15 protein-coding genes, 1 tRNA gene and 1 pseudogene are annotated in these 17722 nt (G+C 56.1%); 8 read left to right on the forward strand and 9 right to left on the reverse strand.

Annotated elements, in window-relative coordinates:
* Positions 1-63 precede the first annotated feature (63 nt).
* Positions 64-537 carry an Lrp/AsnC family transcriptional regulator gene (locus AAH446_RS10505; protein ID WP_342906764.1) on the forward strand — a complete coding sequence of 158 codons (474 nt, stop codon included), beginning with the start codon at positions 64-66 and terminating at the stop codon, positions 535-537.
* Positions 538-797: 260 nt separating this feature from the next.
* On the opposite strand, the pseudogene AAH446_RS10510 reads toward AAH446_RS10505, so the two are convergent.
* Positions 798-1206 (reverse strand): annotated as a pseudogene (locus AAH446_RS10510) (IS66 family transposase); the annotation flags it as partial.
* 182 nt (positions 1207-1388) lie between these two features.
* Positions 1389-1464: transfer RNA gene (locus AAH446_RS10515), tRNA-Asn, on the reverse strand.
* Positions 1465-1756: 292 nt separating this feature from the next.
* Here AAH446_RS10515 and AAH446_RS10520 point away from each other — a divergent pair.
* Positions 1757-2878: a Gfo/Idh/MocA family protein gene (locus AAH446_RS10520; protein ID WP_342906655.1), complete on the forward strand. Its 1122-nt coding sequence runs from the start codon at positions 1757-1759 to the stop codon at positions 2876-2878.
* 99 nt (positions 2879-2977) lie between these two features.
* Here AAH446_RS10520 and AAH446_RS10525 read toward each other — a convergent pair whose 3' ends face one another.
* Positions 2978-4438: an AMP nucleosidase gene (locus AAH446_RS10525; protein WP_342906656.1), complete on the reverse strand. Its 1461-nt coding sequence runs from the start codon at positions 4436-4438 to the stop codon at positions 2978-2980.
* 129 nt (positions 4439-4567) lie between these two features.
* Here AAH446_RS10525 and AAH446_RS10530 point away from each other — a divergent pair, with 129 nt between their 5' ends.
* Entirely contained in the window at positions 4568-5155 is a 588-nt protein-coding gene (locus AAH446_RS10530) for a nucleotidyltransferase family protein (RefSeq protein ID WP_342906657.1), read from the forward strand.
* Positions 5156-5176: 21 nt separating this feature from the next.
* Here the strand turns inward: AAH446_RS10530 and AAH446_RS10535 are convergent, their stop codons facing one another.
* The 4 genes from AAH446_RS10535 to AAH446_RS10550 form a co-directional block, all read right to left on the reverse strand.
* A complete protein-coding gene (locus AAH446_RS10535) occupies positions 5177-7471 on the reverse strand; it encodes a xanthine dehydrogenase family protein molybdopterin-binding subunit (RefSeq protein WP_342906658.1) in 2295 nt (764 codons plus the stop codon).
* Positions 7468-8466 carry an FAD binding domain-containing protein gene (locus tag AAH446_RS10540; protein ID WP_342906659.1) on the reverse strand — a complete coding sequence of 333 codons (999 nt, stop codon included), beginning with the start codon at positions 8464-8466 and terminating at the stop codon, positions 7468-7470. The genes AAH446_RS10535 and AAH446_RS10540 overlap by 4 nt, the downstream gene beginning before the upstream one ends.
* Positions 8453-8950 carry a (2Fe-2S)-binding protein gene (locus tag AAH446_RS10545; protein WP_342906660.1) on the reverse strand — a complete coding sequence of 166 codons (498 nt, stop codon included), beginning with the start codon at positions 8948-8950 and terminating at the stop codon, positions 8453-8455. Before AAH446_RS10545 ends, AAH446_RS10540 begins: the two co-directional genes overlap by 14 nt.
* Before the next feature lie 199 nt (positions 8951-9149).
* Complete coding sequence (locus AAH446_RS10550) at positions 9150-10046, reverse strand: AraC family transcriptional regulator (protein ID WP_342906661.1); 897 nt, start codon at positions 10044-10046, stop codon at positions 9150-9152.
* A 212-nt stretch (positions 10047-10258) separates the two neighbouring features.
* Here AAH446_RS10550 and AAH446_RS10555 point away from each other — a divergent pair, with 212 nt between their 5' ends.
* The 5 genes from AAH446_RS10555 to AAH446_RS10575 all read left to right on the forward strand — a co-directional run bounded on the left by AAH446_RS10555 (position 10259) and on the right by AAH446_RS10575 (position 15617).
* Entirely contained in the window at positions 10259-12091 is a 1833-nt protein-coding gene (locus AAH446_RS10555) for a DUF2264 domain-containing protein (RefSeq protein ID WP_342906662.1), read from the forward strand.
* A gap of 36 nt (positions 12092-12127) precedes the next feature.
* Complete coding sequence (locus AAH446_RS10560; RefSeq protein ID WP_342906663.1) at positions 12128-13402, forward strand: oligosaccharide MFS transporter; 1275 nt, start codon at positions 12128-12130, stop codon at positions 13400-13402.
* 43 nt (positions 13403-13445) lie between these two features.
* Entirely contained in the window at positions 13446-14636 is a 1191-nt protein-coding gene (locus AAH446_RS10565; protein WP_342906664.1) for a glycoside hydrolase family 88 protein, read from the forward strand.
* Positions 14637-15026: 390 nt separating this feature from the next.
* The gene (locus AAH446_RS10570) at positions 15027-15284 is read left to right on the forward strand and encodes an AbrB/MazE/SpoVT family DNA-binding domain-containing protein (RefSeq protein WP_342906665.1); all 258 of its coding nucleotides are present in this window, start codon (positions 15027-15029) and stop codon (positions 15282-15284) included.
* Complete coding sequence (locus AAH446_RS10575; protein ID WP_342906666.1) at positions 15285-15617, forward strand: type II toxin-antitoxin system PemK/MazF family toxin; 333 nt, start codon at positions 15285-15287, stop codon at positions 15615-15617. It begins immediately after the preceding gene.
* Positions 15618-15917: 300 nt separating this feature from the next.
* Here AAH446_RS10575 and AAH446_RS10580 read toward each other — a convergent pair whose 3' ends face one another.
* Both AAH446_RS10580 and AAH446_RS10585 read right to left on the reverse strand, forming a co-directional pair.
* The gene (locus AAH446_RS10580) at positions 15918-16697 is read right to left on the reverse strand and encodes a TIM barrel protein (protein WP_342906667.1); all 780 of its coding nucleotides are present in this window, start codon (positions 16695-16697) and stop codon (positions 15918-15920) included.
* Entirely contained in the window at positions 16697-17710 is a 1014-nt protein-coding gene (locus AAH446_RS10585; RefSeq protein WP_342906668.1) for a Gfo/Idh/MocA family oxidoreductase, read from the reverse strand. Before AAH446_RS10585 ends, AAH446_RS10580 begins: the two co-directional genes overlap by 1 nt.
* Positions 17711-17722 lie beyond the last annotated feature (12 nt).

Here is a 17722-nt window from a genome sequence, read left to right on the forward strand (position 1 = left end):
TATTTCGGGTTTTTAGGTAAGAATTCCCTATTAGTGCTTTCAAATAGAAAGGAGTTTTCACCTATGGCGCTTAGTCCGACAGATATCAAGATCCTCCAACTTTTACAAGACGATGCTCGTGTAACTAACCAGGTACTGGCGGAGAAGATAGGTATGTCAGCGTCTCCTTGCTGGCGAAAAGTGCGCAAGCTTGAGGAAGATGAAGTGATTCAGGGCTACCGGGCTGTCCTTGACCGTAAAAAAATTGGCCTGGGGGTGATGGTTTTCATTCGGGTAGCCATTGATAGCCACAGTGAAGCGGAGGCTAAAAAATTTGAAGAAGAAGTGACCGCGCTGGAAGAAGTAGTTTCCTGCTATAGCATCGGTGGGGATGCCGACTTTCTGCTACAAGTTGTAGCATCGGATCTGGACTACTATGCTGATTTCGCAATGTCAGTTGTACGCAGGCTGCCGGGAATTAAAGAAATGCAGAGTATGTTTGTCCTTAAAGAAATTAAACCACTTGTCACTTATCCAATAAAAAGGCTGTCCGAATAGGCCACAGTCGCCTGGGTGGTCATGAGCGGAACCATCAACTCTGTCTGAACAAAACTGACCGATTACGGACACCATCCCGGGCATTCACAGCTGATGAACATACTATTCGGATATTCAATTTTGGATATCCAGTGCTCGCTTTGTGAGCGTCCAGCAAGGGACGTATTGACAGGATGATCTGGAGATTACTTGTCGGGCAGGATGATGTGTCAGGGCAGCAGTTCGCCAACGCGATTGACGGGCCAGTCGGTGGTCACCTACAACACATGAAGAAGATAGCGTTCAGGGTCGACGCCGTTCAGACGTTAGCTCCCGATTAACCCGTAGAGCTGCGTGCTACGATAGCCGCCGTGATCGGAGCCGAAGAACAGGGAGTATTTCCGACCCAGACTCAATGTCCGCAGCGCGTTTTCAGCAAAGTTGTGGTCTGCCTTCGCCCAGCCGTCAATGTCATGGTATTTCAGTGCCTCCGACTGATTGAGCGTATACGCGAACGCTTTCGCCAGCTTTGAGTGTCGGGAAATTGGTTTCAATTTCACACGTAGCCGTTATTCCAGCGCGTTCAGCAGCGGCACCGTTTTCATGGCGGATGGTCGGTCGTTCCGCTGCGCTTTTATCCCGGCTTTCGCCTTCGATACCGTACAGCTCCCTGATGCACCTCAGTGCTTCACACTATCATCGAACTAATCTGACCCCAAATTTGGCAACCAATTTTTGCGGATGCAGGGGGTAAAATCAAAATACATCGAGAAGATTTTCACGCTAACTTGTGGAATCAAAATTGTATAAGGATTTGCAAAGCAGCAATGCAAAAAGCCCGCTCAGGTTTCCCTGAGCGGGCTTTTCAAATTTGGCTCCTCTGACTGGACTCGAACCAGTGACATACGGATTAACAGTCCGCCGTTCTACCGACTGAACTACAGAGGAATCGTTGGAACGGGGCGCATAATATCCAGCGGGGTGCCGGATGTCAAAGCCTGTTTGCGGCTTTTTAGCTGACTGCTGAATAAATCAGCATTTCAGCGCTGTTTTGATCAAAAGGGGGTTTTTCTTACCCGCTTCGCTTCTGGAACACTGCCCGCAGGCTGCGCTGCCATAATGCCGCGCGTTGCAGCCAGTTTCGTCATAATGATCACGTTTATTTCATTTTCACGTTGTGGCAGGTGATTATGAAATATACGTTCCTCTAATCCGCAACCTAAACCCGCAGGGAACTCCTATGAACAAGGTCAGAATCGGGCTGATTGGCACCGGCTATATCGGGCGCTGTCACGCTATTGCTTACGCTCAGGCCGCCACCGTATTCTCTCTCAAAGGCGAAATCGTGCGTGAGATGGTGGCGGAGGTGAATCTGGACGTGGCGAAGGCGCAGGCTGCCGCGCTGGGGTTCGCGCGCGCCACGGGCGACTGGCGCGAGCTGGTGGCCGATCCGGATATTGATGTGGTCGACATCTGCGCGCCTAATTTTCTGCATAAGACGATGGCGCTTGAGGCAATTCGCCATGGCAAGCACGTCTATTCGGAGAAACCGCTGGCGCTGGACGTGGCGGATGCGCAGGAGATGACGCGGGCGGCGGAAAAGGCGGGGGTGAAAACGCTGGTCGGCTTCAACTATATGAAAAACCCCACCAGCCAGCTGGCGAAAGAGATCGTTGTCCGTGGCGAAATCGGCGAGGTGGTGCACTTCTACGGCACCCATAATGAAGATTATCTGGCGGACCCGCGGACGCCGCTGGACTGGCACTGCCAGAAAGCGCTGGCGGGCCTGGGGGCGCTGGGCGATTTGGGCGCGCATATTATCAATATGGCGCATTATCTGGTGGGCAATATCAGTGAGGTTTCCGGCGATATGCTGACGGCCATCCGGCAGCGGCCCGACCCGGCGGACCCGCGTAAAATGCGTGAAGTTGAAAATGAAGACCAGGCGAGCGCGCTGCTGCGGTTTGAAAACGGCGCGCATGGCGTGATTGAAACCTCACGTATCGCCTGCGGCAGTAAAATGGGGCTGACCTACGTGGTCACCGGTACCAAAGGCGCTATCCGCTATACCCAGGAGCGGATGGCGGAGCTGGCGCTCTATCAGCATAACGATCCCGCAGGGCGACAGGGCTTTAAAACAATCCTGACCGGACCGGCGCATCCCGACTATGCGGCGTTCTGCGTTTCCGCCGGGCACGGCATCGGCTTTAACGATCAGAAAACCGTGGAGATCCGCGATCTGATTAATGGCGTTGCGGCGGGCGATCCTATGTGGCCCGACTTTGCCGAGGGTCTGCGGGTGTCGCGGGTGCTGGAAGCCATTGCGCTTTCGGCACGGGAGCGCTGCTGGAGAGAGGTGTGAGGTGAAGGGTCTGACCGGAGAGCAGGCGCAAATCGTACGCTTTCTCTCCAGCCAGGAGCCAGCCCGCAGGCGACGGCGCGCCCGGCTTAATGGAATGGCTTAACGGAACGGCGGCTCATTAAAGGTCCGCAGCTTACGCGAGTGCAGGCGGTCGCCTTCCGCACGCAGCAGGTCGATAGCGCAAATTCCGATCTGTAAATGTTCAGATATCGCCCCTTCATAGAAGCGGTTTGCCTGTCCCGGCAGCTTGATTTCGCCGTGCAGCGGTTTATCTGAAACGCACAGCAGGGTGCCATAGGGGACGCGGAAGCGGTAGCCCTGTGCGGCAATGGTGGCGCTTTCCATATCCACGGCCACCGCCCGGCTGAGGTTAAAGCGCAGCGCGGAGGCGGCGTAGCGCAGTTCCCAGTTGCGGTCATCGGTAGTGACGACCGTACCGGTGCGCAGCCGCTGTTTGACCTTCTCTCCCGGCATGCCGCTGACCAGACGGGTGGCGTCATAAAGCGCACGCTGAACTTCGGCGATGCTCGGCACGGGGATGTCCGGCGGCAGTACCGCGTCAAGCACATGGTCGTCGCGCAGATAGGCGTGGGCCAGCACGTAGTCGCCAATCGACTGGCTTTCACGCAGCCCGCCGCAGTGGCCGATCATCAGCCAGGTATGGGGGCGCAGAACGGCCAGGTGATCGCAGATAGTCTTGGCGTTGGAAGGCCCGACGCCGATGTTGATCAGGGTGATCCCCTGGCCATTTTTAGCGATAAGGTGCCAGGCGGGCATCTGATGGTTTTTCCACGCCAGGCCGGAGATCGTCTCCTGCGGATTTTCCGTTTCGGCGGTCACCAGTACGCTGCCCGCACAGGAAAGGGCCTCATAAGGGGAGTCCGGATCGGCAATCTGCTCGCAGCCCCAGCGTACAAATTCATCCACATAGCGCGTGTAGTTGGTGAACAGCACATACGCCTGAAAATGTTCAACGGGCGTGCCGGTATAGTGACGCAGGCGGGCCAGCGAGAAGTCCGTGCGCAGCGCATCAAAGTGCGAAAGCGGGAAGCGCTCGCCGGGCTGATAAAGTCCGTCGGCGTTCTCATCACCGATCCGGGCGAGTTCGGTGGTGGGGAAGTGGGCGGCCAGTCCGGCGCTCATGGTGCGGTCAAGCGCCAGGCTTAAACCATCAATCACGTAAGGAAAGGGGATCTCCTGGCCGGAAGGTCGAACCTCAAGGCTGACCGGATATTCGCTGGCCAGCATCTCAAGCTGCTCGGTCAGATAGTGGCGAAACAGCGCCGGGCGGGTGACGGTGGTGGCATAGCTGCCGGGATGGGTAAAGCGCGCAAACGCCCGGGAAGTGCTTTCGCCAACGCTGTCGCCCAGCCAGCTGACGCGCAGCTCCGGGTAAACAAACAAACCTTTATCGCGCGCATCGGGGTCCGGCAGCGTACCGCTGCTGATATAGTGCGTAATCGCGTCCTGCAGCGCGGTGACCGCCTGTTCGTACAGAGAATCCAGTTTATCCAGCGCCTCTTCTACAGAGAGTCCCTGGGGGGCTGACGGCTGATTCATGCGATCTCCTTTGCTATTTTTATTGATTTCATTACAGCATGTTAGCCGAAATTACCGCCCTGTGCGCGGCGCGAACCCTTTTTATCATTTACCCCGGCAGGCGGACAGGGCCGGAACAGAGGAGCAGCAATGGGCAACATGGGGATTATTGTCGTCGCTGCCGGCCAGGGGCTGCGCTTCACGCAGGCGGGCGGCAGGGGGAATAAGCTAGAGGCCGTTTTTGCGGATGAGCGTGGCAGAATGCGTCCGCTCTTTGTCCACACGCTCTCAGCCGCCCGGGAGAGTCAGCTTCCGCTGTGCGTGGTAACCAGGCCTGCGCAGCTGGCGATCCGCGACTACTGCCGGGAGGCGGGAATTCCGCTGGTGCTGGTGGAAAATAGCCGCCTTGGTGAGTCGATAGCGGCAGGCGTGCGCAGCATGAGCGACTGGCAGGGCTGGATCGTTCATCTGGCCGATATGCCTTTTGTTACCCCGTCCCTGTTTCAGCAGGTGGCAGAAAAGATAGTGGCAGAAGGGATTGTCAGGCCGCTCTGGCGGGGCAAACCGGGTCACCCGGTGGGCTTTGGACGCGATACCTTTCCGGCGCTGAGTACGCTCACTGCGGAGGAGGGCGCGCGGGGGCTAATGAAACAGTTTCCCGTACGGACGTTTGACGTGGAGGATGAGGCGGCGATCCGGGATATTGATCTGCCCTCTCATCTCCCGGGCGGGGGATAAGAGGGCAGCGATTAGGGTCGGTTAAAGGAGCTTATCCTGGGTGATCGGCAGATCGCGAATGCGTTTGCCGGTGGCATGCCAGACCGCGTTGGAGATGGCGGCGGCCACGCCCACAATGCCCAGCTCGCCGACCGCCTTACCGCCCAGCGCGGTCGCCAGGAAGTCGGGTTCGCCCACGTTAATGGTTTCCAGCGCTGGAATATCGGCGTTGACCGGCACCAGGTAGTCAGCCAGATTGGCATTCATGATGCGCCCGTCCCGGGAATCAATCATGCCTTCTTCCAGCAGCGCCTGACCGATGCCCATCACCATACCGCCAATCCACTGGCTTTCAGTCAGTTTGGGATTGTAAACGCGGCCGGAGTCAAATGCGCCGACCATTCTGCGGACCCGCACCGTGCCGAAATCTTCATCGACGGCAACTTCGACAAAAATCGCGCTCCAGCTGTGGGCGGAGACGCCGCCTTCGGTGGGTGGGATCATCATCGACGCCGTGCTGGCAGCGGCATCGCGGTCTTCCTCGCCAGCCTCTTTACCAAAGGTATCCTGATGGGCCACCAGCTCCTCATTGCCGCTGAGTCTGAGCAATTCTGCCAAACTAATCCGCGTATCGCTCTGCGCCTCCAGCCGGAGCGCACCGTCAGCAAGCCTGATTTTCTCCGGCGGCACCTGGAAGAGCGGCGAGCCGGGCGTGCCGACCGCCAGCGTAATCAGGGCATCCCGCAGCGCCAGCGCCGTTTTATGCACGGCGCCAGTCAGCACATTGGCAAGTTGAGAACCGCCGGCCACAGGCGCACGGGCCAGCTGCGTATCGCCCAGCGTTACCCTGATGGTGTCAGAAGGGACGTGAAGGACATCAGCGGCAGTCTGCGCCAGGATGGTATAAGTACCGGTGCCAATATCCACACCGCTGCTCTGTACCTCAATGCTGCCGTCGCCGTGCAGCACAATCTGCGCTTCGCCAGGGGTACGCCGGACCGGATAGGTGCCCGAGGCCATCCCCCAGCCAATCAGCTGCCGTCCTTCGCGTAAACTGCGCGGTTCCGGCGGGCGTTCATGCCAGCCGAACGCCTCAGCGCCAGCCCGATAAGCCTCTTTCAGGCGGCGTGAACTCCAGGGAATATTCGCCTGCGGATCCTGTTCGGCGTAGTTTTTCAGCCGCAGCGCAATCGGGTCCATTTTCAGTTCGCTGGCAAGTTCATCCATCGCCACTTCAATGGCGAACGAGCTGGGGTTCTCGCCTGGCGCACGCATCCATCCTGGATTCACCGTATTGAGATGGATCAGCTTATGATGGGACTGAAAATTGGGCGAGGCGTACATCAGCGGCGTCACCGAGTTGCAGGGTTCAGTATGCACATCCTCCAGCGCCGTTTCGTTCCAGCTTTCGTGCACGATTGACACCAGCTGACCTTCCCGGGTCGCCCCCAGCGCAAGCTGCTGATGGGTGCGCGGCCGGCCGCCAAAAGCGGTAAAGGTTTGCGGGCGGGTGAGGGCGAGCTTCACCGGGCGGCCCAGCTCCCGCGACGCGACGCAGGCCAGCGCGCTGTGGGGCTGAATGCCGCCCTTACAGCCAAATCCACCGCCGACATAAGGCGAAAGAACGCGGACTTTAGCACTGTCGATAGCCATCCACTCCGACACAACCTGACGTGCGCCGCCCACCCACTGGCTCGGCTCCCAGAGCGTCAGCTCACCGTTTTGCCAGTGGGCGATGCAGCCGTGCGGCTCAATCGGGCAGTTGTACTCCCTGGGGGTAGTGTAGACGCCGCCAACCTGAACTTCTGCCGCTGCGAGGCTGGGCACCGCCTCTCCCCAGCTGACCGTCATCGCCTCGGACGATTCCGGCTCAGCCTTAGGATCGTCGGGATGGATCGCGGCTTCCTCGCCGCTGTATTCGGTGGTAATAAGCGCGGCGGCCTCCGTGGCCTGCTCCAGCGTTTCCGCCACCACCACGGCAATATGCTGACCGTTCCACAACACTTTATCGCTCTGTAGCGGCAAAAAGGCCTGTGCCGCCGCACCGCCGCTGGCGAACGTTTTAGCCGGATGAATAGTCAGCCCGCTCTCGTGATTATATACGGCCAGAACACCGGGAGCCTGACGGGCTTTATCGGTATCCATGCTAACGATTTTACCGTGAGGAATGGTGGACTGGACCACAACGGCATAGGCCAGATTTTCCAGCGATTTCTCCACGGCGTAGGGGGCGAGTCCCTGAATTTTCAGCCTGCCGTCAGCACGATCGCGGCGGCTGCCGAGCGCCTGGTAACCTTTGTCAGCCTGCGTCCCTGGGCGGGTTTCGGTTGTACTCATGCCAGACCTCCCACGGTCATCAGCGCCCGGGCGATCACGCGCGGCGCAAGGGTAATTTTATGACCATTATGCTGATGGGCGACGGCACCTTCGATCGCCAGTTCAGCAGCGTCCCGCAATATTTTCTCCTCCAGCGGCTGGCCTTGCAGCGCCTGCTCCACCTGACGGACGCGCCAGGGACGAGTGGCAACGCCGCCAAGGGCGATGCGCACATCCCGGATGGTGCGGCCATCGCTCTCCAGCTCCAGTCCGACCGCGGCGCTGGCTGCCGCAAACTCATAAGAGCTGCGATCGCGCACCTTAAGGTAATGCGAATTCGCCAGTGCCGGACTGAGCGGCAGGGTAATGCGGACAATAATCTCGCCTTCCGCCAGCTGCGTTTCCCTGTCCGGGCGGTCGCCGGGTAACAGAAAGAAATCATCCACCGCAACGCGACGCTGTTGTCCGTCCGCACCCTGAATATGGAGCACCGCATCAAATGCGGTCAGCGCAACGGCAAAATCGCCCGGGTAGAGGGCGATGCAGCTATCGCTGATGCCCAGCACGGCGTGGTTATCATTCAGCCCTTCTTTAGCTGCGCATCCCGATCCCGGCTGGCGCTTATTGCAGTCTGGCCAGGCATGGGGATCGCGAAAGTAGGCGCAGCGGGTACGCTGTAAAATATTGCCACCCAGCGTGGCCATATTTCTGAGCTGCGCCGAGGCGGCGAGCATCAGGCTTTCAGCCACGGCAGGCGCGGAGGAGAGCACATGCTGGCTCTCTGCCGCCTCGCTCATTTTCACCAGCGCGCCAAAATCCAGTGAAGAGGAGGTCAGAGAAATCTCCCGCAGATCGCTGAGATGGGTGATATCGACCAGCCGGGCAGGGCGCAGCACGTCGCACTTCATCAGATCGAGCTGGGTGGTTCCTCCCGCAAGGATATGCGTTTCAGGCTGGGCGCTTTGCTGCGTGGCGGTGGCGAGATCGGTGGCGCGGTAATAGTCAAATTCCCTCATTACATTCCTCCGTTTTCAGCCGGGCAGCAGCATCTTTGACCGCCTTGACAATATGGGTATAGGCACCGCAGCGGCAGAGATTGCCGCTCATATATTCGCGGATCTCCTCATCGCTGCGCGCATGACCTTCCTCAATACAGGCGACCGCAGACATGATTTGCCCCGGCGTGCAGTAGCCGCACTGAAAGGCGTCATGCTCAAGAAAGGCCGCCTGAACGGCGTGGAGGGTGTCGCCCTGGCTCAGGCCTTCAATCGTCTTCACGTCCCGGCCTTCCGCCTGCGCCGCCAGCGTCAGGCAGCTCAGCACGCGTTCGCCATCAATATGCACCGTACAGGCGCCGCATTGCCCCTGATCGCACCCTTTTTTGGAACCGGTAAGTCCGGCATGTTCGCGCAGCGCGTCCAGCAGCGTGGTACGAGGATCGAGATTAAGCTGCCGCGGTGTGCCGTTAATCGTCAGCGTTATGGATTGTGGTTGTGCCATCGTTCTCTCCAGTTCTGGGAGGTTTCAGACAGCGTGAGGGCGCAGGAAGAGAAAAGAGGTGGCGGCCCGGCACACTGCCACAGTGCTTCAGTGGTAAAAGTTTCAGGCGAGCCTGAAAAAACGACGCCGGAGCAATTTACCGGCGTGATGGGCTGTTCTGTTGTCGAAAGTCCCCACAAACAGCATAGACGAAAAATGGCTACCCGATTTGCAGAGTGCGGAACGGGGCAGGAGGCGGGGCAAGGGCGCTGGATTTATTTTTTCTGTATTGAAGCGGCGTTTTACCAATGCCCTTTTTGAATGACGTTATAAAGTAGGTCGCGTCGGCAAAGCCCACATGGACACCTATCTCATGAATGCTCATTTCACTGCGCAGCAGCAGTTCACAGGCTTTCCTCAGTCTGTAGGTGGTGACGTATTCATTTATTTTCTCGCCGGTTTCCGCATGAAAACGGCGGGAAAGGTAGCATCTGGATTTATTCAAGTCTGCCGCCAGCTTCTCCAGACTGATCTTTTTCATATAGTTTTCCTCCACCCACAGCATGACCTGACGGGAAAGCTGGTACTCATCTTCCCGGATAGTTTTTTCCTTGGTCGGGATCATGCTGAAAAGCGAAAGAAGTAACGTCGCCGCACTCTCCTTATCCAGCTCATCCCCTTTAGCAAGCGCGCCGTAATGGGTGAACAAGGTCATCATCCACGGGTGTAAGTCAGTCAGATCGGCGACAAACGCCTCGCTCCCTCGCGCAGAGAGCCGCAGGAACTTCTGCTTATGATGGGGGAATGCATCAAGCGCAGGCAGAACGGCATGCTGATCGACATGGATAATGGTGCGGCGGTAACTATTCGCGGCACACTCTTCCACCATGATTTTATGAAGCGTGAAGGGGGGGAAAACGAACATTCTGCCTGGCCGCATGGTGTAATGCCGGTTGTCGGCAATCACCACACCATAACCCTCCTCGACGTAAAGCACCTCAAGGCACTGATGCCAGTGATGATAGCGAACCGGGTTCGCATTCAGCCGGCTGAATGAAATAACGTTATCCCTGAGCGAAATCAGCTCAAGCCGGTCTGGAAGGCGGGTCGGAAGCATGGGGCAACATTTTTAATTTTTTGGGGGGATTCACCATTAATAAAACGTTTTTTTAAATTTTCAAGACCGCTGTGCCATCCCCCTTTCATCTCTGTGACCTTGCTAACGTTTTGAACCCTACAGCCTCCTTATTCTCTGCGCAGCAATGGGTTATGCCCCTAACTCCGATCCCGGACTCTCCGATCGGAAGGTCCTACGCCAGAGGTAAACAGATGCATCGCGAACAGATAAAATCAAATCCCTTGTCCTCCCGGCAGGATGTTATTCAGTTTCTTTGCACATTTCTGGAACCGCTAAGTAATCAGTTTACCCCGGATAGCGCCGGTATTGCGCTCGGCGATACCGGCGCACATTACGGCGCGGAAATTGCCCGTATGGAGGGGCTATCCCGGGCCTTATGGGGGCTTTTTCCGCTGATGGCCTCCGGCGAAAAAGAGGCTTTCAGCGACCGCTACATTCAGGCCATAAAGGTGGGGACCGATCCGAAGTCAGCGGCCTACTGGGGCGACGCCGGGCCGTACGATCAACGTTTCGTTGAGATGGCTGTTTATGGGCTGGGACTGGCGCTGTTGCAGGAGAGACTGACGGAGAGATTCAGCCAAAAAGAACTTGCCGACCTTTGCCGGTGGCTGGATCAGATCTCCACCGCCGTGATGCCGGACAGCAACTGGAACTATTTTGCCATCATGGTCCAGTTAGGGTTCAAGCGGGCGGGCTTACCCTGGGATGAAAACGTTATCAGCCAGCGTTTTGCGCTGATGGAGGCCTATTACCTCGGCGGAGGCTGGTATTCAGATGGAGAAGGCCGCCCACGCGATTACTATATCTCCATGGCGTTCCACTTTTATGGACTGATTTATGCGACGCTGAATGGGGAGGACGATCCGCAGCGTGCTGAAACGCTACGTCACAGGGCAACGCTTTTTGCGCATGATTTTATTTATATGTCTGATGCGAAGGGCGCTTCAATTCCTTTCGGCAGAAGCCTCACCTACCGCTTTGCCACCGTTGCGTTCTGGTGTGCGGTGGCCTTCTCCGGGCTGAAGGTCTTTACCCCCGGCCTGGTGAAAGGGCTTATTTTGCGAAACCTACGCTGGTGGCAGGATAAACCCTTTCTGGATCGCGACGGCATTATGACGCTTGGGTATTGTTACCCTAATCTCGCCTTCTGTGAAGATTATAACTCTCCCGGTTCGCCCTACTGGGCGCTGAAAATCTTCCTGATCCTTGCCCTTCCTGAAACAGATGAATTCTGGTTATCCGCCGAGCAATCGTTACCTGAGCTGCGGGTAAACCATATTATCCCTCAGGCTTCACAAATTATTGTTCATCCGCAGCAGGGTGGGCAGGTTTATATGCTGACGTCCGGGCAGCTTGAGCTAAATAATTACGTCAATACGGAGGCGAAATATACCAAGTTTGCCTATTCAAGCCTGTTCGGCTTCACCATTGAACGGGGACGCTACGGTATTAAACATGCGGCCTGTGACTCAATGTTGTTGCTGTGCGAGGACGATGATTACTGGCGCGGAAGGCGAGCCTGCGGGCAGGTTATTGTTCACGATGACTGTATCTGGTCGCGCTGGTCCCCCTGGCATGATGTGCATGTTGAAACCTGGCTTATTCCGTGCGGCGAATGGCATCTTCGTGTCCACCGTATCGAGAGCGCGCGCCAACTGAAAACGGCGGAGGGAGGGTTTGCCGTAAAGAATGGGCTTGAAATAAAAGCTTCCGCTAATGACCGTGAAAGCCTGCTCTGTGCCAGCAATGGCACCAGCGTGATCCACGATGCCTCCCCCTGTTTACAGCGAGAGCCAGGGTATGTCGTCACGCCTCCCAACAGCAGCATCATGTTTGCTGAATGTGCGGCCATTCCTGTTCTGTCAGGATCGATTTCCCAGGGAATAAGCTGGCTTGTCGGTGCCGTTGCCGCGACCGGCGAGGTTAATAAGAAATATACCAACCCACCCCTGTTCACAATGAACGATAAAACTTTCTCTGTCAGGTATGACGACATGGAAAAGGCTATCTCTGTCAGTATCTGAACCTACAGAAAATGACTGTATCTTATTGAGGCGTTTATGAAAAATATAACTTCTGAAAATCGCTATGAATATTATAAAATCAGCTCATTTATTTTTATGTATTTTTTTACCTGGTCGGCAAGTATCGGCCTGCTCGCTATCTGGCTGGGGCAAAAGAGTCATCTCAGCGGCACCGTAATTGGTACGGTATTCGCGGTGAACGGGATATTTTCGGTAATACTGAAGCCGGTTTACGGTTATATCCTCGATAAGCTGGGCATGAATAAATACCTGCTCTATTTTGTGGTCGGAATGTCGGCCCTGATGGCCCCTTTCTTTATTTATGTCTATCAGCCGCTGCTGTTATCCAGCACTCTGGTTGGCATTATTGTCGGCGCAATTTACCTGAGTTTCGCCTGGTATGCCGGGGTGGCGGCCTGCGAGTCTTATGCTGACCGCTACAGTCGTCTTAACGGCATGGAGTTCGGGCAGATCCGGATGTGGGGGTCGCTGGGCTGGGCGGTGGCCTCCTCATTTTCCGGGATACTTTTTAACTTATCTCCCGCCTATAACTTTATCCTGGGTAGTCTGACCTCGATCGTGATGCTGTTTGTTCTTTTCAGCCTGAAAGTGAACACGCATACCGCCTATGCCAGTGACGTCCTTTCGAAGGAAAAAATTGTACCGGCGGATGTTTCAGCCCTGCTTAAAAGCAGAAAGTTCTGGGCGTTCTGTCTCTACATCGCGGGCGTGGCCTGGATGATGTTTATCGCTGAGCAGCAGTTCTCCCGCTATTTCGTGACCTTCTTTGATGATGTGAATCAGGGAAATGCGGTATTTGGCTATCTGGGCACTGTCCAGTCCGGGATGGAATTTATCATGTATATGATTATTCCCGCCTTTGTGAATTATATCGGCGCTAAAAAAGGCTTACTGATCGTCGGCCTCGTGGTAGGTGCGCGTCTGATTATCTCAGGCCTCTGTGATTCGCATCTGCTGATTTCCGTTCTTAAGCCGCTTTACGGGCTGGAGATCTGCCTGCTGCTGGTTTCCGTATTTAAATATATTGCTGAACACTTCGACAAACGCGTCAACGCGACCATGTATCTGCTGGGGTATCAGGCGATGTTATATGTCGGGAACGTGGTGGTGTCGTCGCCGGCTGGCCTGCTGTATGACCGAATCGGGTTTGAAAAAACCTACATTATCATGGGCTGCATCGCGCTTATCTTTACGCTGATATCGTCGCTGACGCTCTCTGCCTGCCGGAGTAAAAAAGCGCCTTTACGCCATGCCGGAACGAAAAACGCCCCGGAAGAAATCCATCAATAACGGCGTCCGGGTGAAAAAGACCGGCCGTGAAAGGAGCCAGACTATGCTGAATAATTGTGTTAAAGAGCCGCTGCGTGAGCTGACGGAGAGCGTTCAGGATGCGCGTCATTTTGACGATATGTTAAAGCAGACGCGGGGCGATGTGCTTGAAAAAATCAGCCGTAATGTCGCAGATTTTGGCGAGCGCTTTCCCGCGGAAACCTGTAACGGTGGCTACTATCCGTTAACGGAAAACGTGGAGTGGACAACCAGTTTCTGGACCGGCCAGCTATGGCTCGCCTGGGAGATGAGCGGCGATGAACGGTTCCGCTCAATGGCGGAAAACCATGTCCGGTCGTTCGGGATGCGCATTGCAGGCCGGCATGACACCAATACGCATGACCTGGGATTTCTCTACACGCTCTCCTGCGTGGCGGCCTGGCGTTTAACGGGCAACCGGGAGGCGCGTGGCTTCTCGCTGCTGGCAGCCGAGGCGCTGCTGGAGCGCTTTCATCATAAAGCCCGCATTATTCAGGCATGGGGAGATCTCTCCGACCCGGTACAGGCTGGAAGGATGATCATTGACTGCAACATGAACCTTCCGCTGCTGTACTGGGCCAGCGAACAGACAGGCGATCCGCGTTTTGCCCAGGCCGCCTGTGAACACGTGCGTCAGGCGGCCCGTTATTTGATCAGGGAAGATGCGTCGACCTACCACACTTACTATATGGATACCCTGACCGGCAAACCGCGCTATGGTGACACGCAGCAGGGCTATGCGGATGACTCCTGCTGGTCGCGGGGGCAGGCCTGGGGGATTTACGGATTCACGCTCAGTTTTCTCTACAGCGGAGAGCGTGAGCTGCTCGAACTGGCAAAAAAACTCGCCAACTATTTTCTTAATCGCCTCCCAGAGGATGGTGTCTGCCACTGGGACCTCGCTTTACTGGGGACGGATGCCCTGCGTGACTCCTCTGCCGCAGCCATCGCCGTCTGCGGTCTGCTGGAGTTATGCAAGCACCTGCCGCTCGTGGATCCGGAAAGGGAGGCCTACCTTCGGGCGGCCAGAAGGATAATGTCATCCCTGACGCAGCATTATCTCGCCGGGAAAGAGGAGCCCTGTAATGGAGTGCTTAAACATTCCGTCTATCATCTTGCCAGTAATAAAGGTGTGGATGAATGTGCAAGCTGGGGAGATTATTTCTACGTGGAGGCGCTGGTGCGTATGACGCAAAGCTGGAAGATGTACTGGTAGAAAGTAAAAGCAGACTTCCACGGAGGTCTGCTTTTGTTAATCTGGTTCCTTGCTGTTCCCTTTAGCGCCAGCCGGATATGGAGGCTGCGCCGCATTTTGTTTATCCGATCCGCAATAATCCTTTGAACCGCAAAAACAGTTTTCTATTATCGGCCTTCTTTGTCGCACACCAGGTTTTTGCCGGGGCGTAATGCTTTATGGCATGAAAGAAGCGTCTGGTGTATCAGGACGGTTAGCGGTAATGCTGTCTTTCAAAACTACCGGATCTCTCCTCTGATGATTAAAGCTTTATTACGCTAAGCCGCTAAGGAAATCACAATGGATCTGATGAATAATTGTGCATCGTCCGCCGCAGATGTTATATTAAAATATAATATCTGGAGGTGCTCTATGTATATCACTCGCCTGAAAAAAGTCGGCGGATCCATCATGCTGGCGGTTCCTCCCGCCGTGTTGAAAACGCTGGCGCTGTCGACGGATAGCGAAGTGGGCATGACCATTGATAATGGCTGCCTGATTATTGAACCTCAGAAACGGCCCCGTTATTCGCTTGAAGAACTGCTGGCGCAGTGCGATCCGCACGCCGAAATGAGCGAAGAGGATAGGGAATGGATTGATGCGCCTGCGGTGGGCAAGGAGATCCTGTAAATGGACAGAGGGGAAATCTGGCTCGTTTCACTGGATCCCACCACCGGCCATGAACAAAGCGGAAAACGTCCGGTGCTTATCGTATCAAAGGCATCCTTTAACAAGTTCACCCGGTTGCCCGTTGTTGTCCCGGTGACCAGCGGCGGAAACTTCGCCCGCACGGCAGGTTTTACTGTCTCACTGGATGGGGCGGGAACCAGAACAACGGGCGTGATCCGCTGCGATCAGCCCAGAACCATTGATATGGGAGCCCGCAACGGCAAACGGCTGGAACGTATACCTGACAGCATTCTGGATGAAGTGCTGGCCAGGCTGGAAGCCATTCTTACCTGATGCTTTTTATGTTAACTCAGCGGGCGCGCTGTTATCGCGCGCTCATTTTTTGATGAGGTCGCATTCTGGTAGCAGAACACGCTTTATCGTCCTGAATCCGTTTTCCCTTTTTCACTACTCCGGCTGCAATAATCTTCCTCCCGTACGAAATGCTTCACGACCTGAAAGAAGCGGCTGATGTATCGGGATAGTCACCAATACGCTTCCAGCCGTTCGGGCAACGCTAAGTATCCAGCTAAACCTCTGCACCTTTTGCTTATTTAGTGCCGGGTAACAGGCAAATACCCGGCGTTGCAATGCTTACACGGTAAACTGCTCGCGGAATTGCTGAAGCGCAGCGGTGCTGTCACCGCTGGCCCAGCCTTCCATTGCTACCGTGCCCTGATACTGCATGTCGTGCAGTGCGCGGGCGATGGCGGGATAGTTGATTTCTCCGGTGCCCGGCTGCTGGCGGCCAGGTACGTCAGCTACCTGAATTTCCCCAATGGCGGAACCGCAGCGGCGGATCAGCTCAATTAAATTGCCTTCGCCGATCTGGGCGTGATACAGATCCAGGTTCATCTTCAGCGCCGGACTGTTAACGGCTTCCACAAGCGCCAGCGTATCAGCGGCGAGTGCGAACGGTGTGCCTGGATGATCCACCGGCAGGTTAAGGTTTTCCAGAGTGAAGACTCGCCCGGCGCGTTCACCGAGTTGCGCCACACAGCGCAGCGTATCAGCGGCCTTTAGCCACATCGCGCCGGTAACTTTCTCCACCGGTTTCACCGGGAGTCCTTTGTCGTTCAGCCCGGTGCCGTGCAGGTTAAGCACAGGGCAGTTAAGGTGCTCTGCAACTGCCAGCGAAGCCTCAGCACTGTGTAGCAATTGCTGAATTTCACCGTCGTCGGTCAGGTTGCCGGAGAGATAACCGGTCATGGAGGTAAAGCGCGCGCCTGTTGCGGCCAGCGCAGCGATATCTTTGTTCTCCCAGCTCCAGATTTCAACACCAAAGCCCAGATCGTGAATGCGTTTTACGCGCTCAATAAACGGCAAATCGAGAAACACCATTTCGGCGCAGACAGAAAGTTGATAACCAGCCATCAGCGTGCTCCCAGTTTGACAGGTTGCTGTTGCTGAACGGATTCAATGCAGGCCAGCGCGATTTCCAGCGCGTTTCGCGCATCCTCACCGGTGGCGCGCGGCATTTCACCGCTGCGGATGCAGCGGGCAAACTCCGCCATTTCTGCGACATAGGCGTCGCGCAGCAGATCGGAGTCCATGCGTGATGTTTCAATCGCAATGCCACCCTGATGGTAGCGTACGCAGTTTGTGGCATTGATATGGCCAGCCTGGAGCATGCCCTGAGTACCAAATACTTCACCGCGCACGTCATAGCCATACACGGCCTGAAAGTTGGCTTCTGCGGTGGCAATGGCTCCGTTGTCGAAGCGGATGGTTACCACCGAGGTGTCCAGCAGCCCTTTATCTTTAAAGTCCGGGCGGACCAGCGCATCGGCCAGCGCATAAACTTCAACGGGTTTGGCTCCGGGATTGAAGTGCAGCAGCGTGTCGAAATCGTGAATCAGCGTCTCAAGAAAAATAGTCCACTGTGGAATGCGTGAAGGGTCGTGCAGCGCGGGATCGCGCGTTACCGAACGGCTTAGCTGCGTGATGCCATTCTCTCCCGCTTTCACCGCCGCGATAGCCGCCGCAAAGCCGCTGTCAAAGCGCCGGTTAAAACCAACCTGTAAAACCACTCCCGCACTTTTCGCTGCCGCAATAGCGCGATCGGCTTCTTCCAGCGTCACTGCCATGGGCTTCTCGCAGAAAACATGCTTTCCGGCACCGGCAGCGGCGATAACCCATTCGGCATGCGTACGCGCCGGGGCGGCGATGGCCACTGCGTCAATGTCCGGATCCTGCAGAAGCGCATGCAGATCGCTGTAGGCTTTCTTCACACCCAGTTTTGCAGCCAGCTTCTCTGCGGCACCTGTCTGCGGATCGGCTACCGCTGCCAGCGTGACGCCCGGCACGCGCCATGCAAGGTTTTCCGCATGAAAGCTGCCCATACGGCCTGCGCCAATCAGGCCAACGCGCACATTTTTGTTCGTCATAAAAACTCCTTG

The sequence above is a fragment of the Erwinia psychrophila genome (assembly GCF_039023475.1).
Lineage (GTDB): Bacteria > Pseudomonadota > Gammaproteobacteria > Enterobacterales > Enterobacteriaceae > Erwinia.

Coding starts and splice junctions, on each gene's coding strand:
- AAH446_RS10505 (WP_342906764.1), top strand. CDS start 64: ATGGCGCTTAGTCCGACAGATATCAAGATCCTCCAACTTTTACAAGAC.
- AAH446_RS10520 (WP_342906655.1), top strand. CDS start 1,757: ATGAACAAGGTCAGAATCGGGCTGATTGGCACCGGCTATATCGGGCGC.
- AAH446_RS10525 (WP_342906656.1), bottom strand. CDS start 4,438: ATGAATCAGCCGTCAGCCCCCCAGGGACTCTCTGTAGAAGAGGCGCTG.
- AAH446_RS10530 (WP_342906657.1), top strand. CDS start 4,568: ATGGGCAACATGGGGATTATTGTCGTCGCTGCCGGCCAGGGGCTGCGC.
- AAH446_RS10535 (WP_342906658.1), bottom strand. CDS start 7,471: ATGAGTACAACCGAAACCCGCCCAGGGACGCAGGCTGACAAAGGTTAC.
- AAH446_RS10540 (WP_342906659.1), bottom strand. CDS start 8,466: ATGAGGGAATTTGACTATTACCGCGCCACCGATCTCGCCACCGCCACG.
- AAH446_RS10545 (WP_342906660.1), bottom strand. CDS start 8,950: ATGGCACAACCACAATCCATAACGCTGACGATTAACGGCACACCGCGG.
- AAH446_RS10550 (WP_342906661.1), bottom strand. CDS start 10,046: ATGCTTCCGACCCGCCTTCCAGACCGGCTTGAGCTGATTTCGCTCAGG.
- AAH446_RS10555 (WP_342906662.1), top strand. CDS start 10,259: ATGCATCGCGAACAGATAAAATCAAATCCCTTGTCCTCCCGGCAGGAT.
- AAH446_RS10560 (WP_342906663.1), top strand. CDS start 12,128: ATGAAAAATATAACTTCTGAAAATCGCTATGAATATTATAAAATCAGC.
- AAH446_RS10565 (WP_342906664.1), top strand. CDS start 13,446: ATGCTGAATAATTGTGTTAAAGAGCCGCTGCGTGAGCTGACGGAGAGC.
- AAH446_RS10570 (WP_342906665.1), top strand. CDS start 15,027: ATGTATATCACTCGCCTGAAAAAAGTCGGCGGATCCATCATGCTGGCG.
- AAH446_RS10575 (WP_342906666.1), top strand. CDS start 15,285: ATGGACAGAGGGGAAATCTGGCTCGTTTCACTGGATCCCACCACCGGC.
- AAH446_RS10580 (WP_342906667.1), bottom strand. CDS start 16,697: ATGGCTGGTTATCAACTTTCTGTCTGCGCCGAAATGGTGTTTCTCGAT.
- AAH446_RS10585 (WP_342906668.1), bottom strand. CDS start 17,710: ATGACGAACAAAAATGTGCGCGTTGGCCTGATTGGCGCAGGCCGTATG.